At 59.6% G+C, this 2,942-nt stretch carries 1 protein-coding gene; it reads right to left on the reverse strand.

Annotated elements, in window-relative coordinates:
• Positions 1–93 precede the first annotated feature (93 nt).
• Positions 94–2,942: tetratricopeptide repeat protein (locus H5U08_RS14510; protein ID WP_366494642.1), on the reverse strand; the 2,849-nt coding region annotated here is incomplete at its 5' end.

Here is a 2,942-nt window from a genome sequence, read left to right on the forward strand (position 1 = left end):
TCCCTGTCTTTCGTGCAGCGATATTGTGGGACTTGATGGGGCGTTTCGTGATGACGGGCACTCCGGAAAGGAAGCCAATTCACCGGGCCCCGTTTACTGTGTCTGGGAGCAGCGATCGAGAATCTGGCGGTAGAACGCATCGGATTCCGGTGAAGGATACCGCTGGCGCAGCTCCTCAGCGATCGACCGAGCGGCGGCACAACGCTTCAATTCCACCAGGCACAGGGCATAAGCCTGCAACAGATCCGGGGCGGGCGTTCCCAGGCGATAGGCACGGGCAAGATACTCTTCCGCCTGCTCGAGCTTACCGATCTTTTGTAGTGCCAGGCCAGCATTGTATAAAACCCGCGCTTCGGTGGGCAGAAGGCGTGCGGCTTCGACCAGTTCGGCAGCGGCATCGGCCATTCGACCGGGTTGTTCGGCCAGAAGAAGGCCCAGCGAATAGTGAATATCACCCCGATCAGGAAACTTTTCTAGAATAATCCGGAATTCTTTCTCGGCATCGTCTAACCGTCCCATTTGATAGTAGAGGCGGGCAAGATTGTCGCGCGCAGGTACGAAATCGGGGGCTATACGGAGGGCTTCGCGATACTGGTGCTCGGCCTTCTCGAACTCTCCCAGGCGCGCATAGAACATGGCCAGATTATTCCGAGCGGGGAGGAAATCGGGATCGATGCGCAGAGCCGTCAGATACTCCCGCTCCTGTTCCTGGGGATTACCAAAAGCTTCCGCGAGGAGGGCAAGGTTCATGTGGGCGCCGGGTTGGTCGGCGACGATCTGCTGGCTTATGCGATATTCCTCGACGGCCCGATCGAATGCCGTGGCGATGGCGGCGGAGAAGATGTCTCTGGGCAGGTTGATGGCCCAGGGCACCGATTCGACTCTCACAGAGCGGAGTGGATCACGGAGGAGGTGCTGGACGCGGGGGAAATCATCGCGGGTGATGGTGACCTGCTGGAGTGCGCGGGCGGCCGCCAGCCGGACGAGTGGATCTGCGTCGCTTGCCGCGCTCATAATGGCGCCGCGGACGATATCCTGACTGTAATTTCCCAGGAGCAGAACGGCGCTGGCTCGCACCATTCCCGATACGTCCTGGCGACGCGTTATGGCAATCAGGTCCATGATCGCGCCGGGATCGCGTTTTCGACCACGGTCGAAGGCGTAGGCAAAGTGCTCGGGCTCTCTCCGCGGACCGTACCATTTTTCGATCCATTCGGCTGCCCATTGGGGTGTTTCCCCCTTCTCCGGATCCTGATGGCAGATGTTGCAGGCGTTGGGAATTCCCAGAGTCACGGTGAGGTCCGGCCGGGGGACCCGCAGACTGTGGTCCCGCCGCGCATCCACGACCATGTACGTCGTTTCCGGCATGTGGCAGTCCACGCAGCGGCTTCCCGGCTTCGTCGTATCGGGGTGATGGTGATGCTGGGGGGTGTCGTACTTGCTGGGCAGGTGGCACTGCCCACACAACCGATTGTCCACGTAGGGCTGGCGGATTTCTCCCGGAGGCACCTTCTCGGCGAATTTGATGCGGCCGGTGTGGGGATCGTGACAGTCCGTGCAGCGCACGCCCTTTCGGTACATGAGGCTTTGGGTGAACGAACCGTACTCGTAATCTTCGTCGAGGATCTGGCCGTCGGCGTAGTAGAGATTTCCATCCAGGAATTCAGGGACGTAATAATCCAGGAACGGCTTTCCCGGCTGGAAATTGGGGGCCACCGGCTGCCTCCGCGCATGGCACGGCGCACAACTATCCACCAGGGTCGCGTTATTGCATCCTTTCGGGGAAAGATCCACCAGGCCGGTTCCGCGTTTGCGATCCCAGAACAAACTCCAGGACTCGGCCAACCGCACGTGGATGCTGGCCGGTCCATGGCAGGTTTCGCAACTCACGTCGATTTCCGACCAGGTGGTGTGATAGGTGTTTGTGTTGGGGTCATAGTTTTTCTGGAGATTGGTGGTATGGCATTCCGCACACATGTAATTCCAGTTTTGCAGCGATCGCGTCCAGTGAAGCGGATCCTGGGACGGCACGGGATCGCTGGGATAAAGGTGAAACCACCGCCGCGATTTGACATCCCAGGCAAGGGGCAGGCATTGCACACGGCCATCTGGGAAAGTCACCAGATACTGCTGAAGCGGATAAACGCCGAACACGTAATCGACCTGGAATTCCCGGAGCTTTCCCTCACGGTCGTCAGTGATCACATAATATTTGCCATCGCGGCGGAAAAACCGGCTGGTCACAGCCCAGGGGGCCTGGATTTTACCGGCCTGAATCAGGTCCCGTGCTGCGTCGCCGAGGGCGCGATGGGCGGCCGTGATATCGCAGGGCCGGGCAAAAGTGCGATACCACCGGACGAGCTCCTCGATTTTCTTCGCACGGGCCGGTTCCAGCACGGCGAGGATTTTTTTGCGGGACGGTTCGCCGGAAGGGGGGATATACGGAGAGAGTGACTCTGCCGTGTGATGGGCCTCGTACGGCTGAAGAGCGATCGCAAGCGTCTTGTCGTCGACCCGTGCCAGGATTGCGCGCAGTTCGTCATCGGAGAATTTGTGCAGGTCGCTGAACGCGATATGGGTAAACGTGGTATTATTGAAATCGCCGAGGACCGTTTTCTCTGTGGCGTGGTCCATGGCGAGGTCGTGATCGGAGCCCTCCCATAGCGTGCATTCCCGCTCGTGGCATTTCCAGCAGCTTTGTCGCCCCACGTAGGTGGCCTGCACCGATTCCGGGATAACGATCCACCAGTCGAGAAAGATCCAAGCCGCTCCAGTGGCGAGAAGGGCCAGCAGTGCTCCGACGATAGGGACTCCCCACCAGATGCGGTTTCGCCTGGTCTGAGAGGGCTCCCGGACCGGTCCGGCAGGTCCGGATTCTGAGGAGGATTTTTCGTGATTCGCTTCCGACGCCGATTTATGACGGGAGGAACGTTTGGACACAG

The organism is Thermogutta sp., from assembly GCF_014359955.1.
Lineage (GTDB): Bacteria > Planctomycetota > Planctomycetia > Pirellulales > Thermoguttaceae > Thermogutta.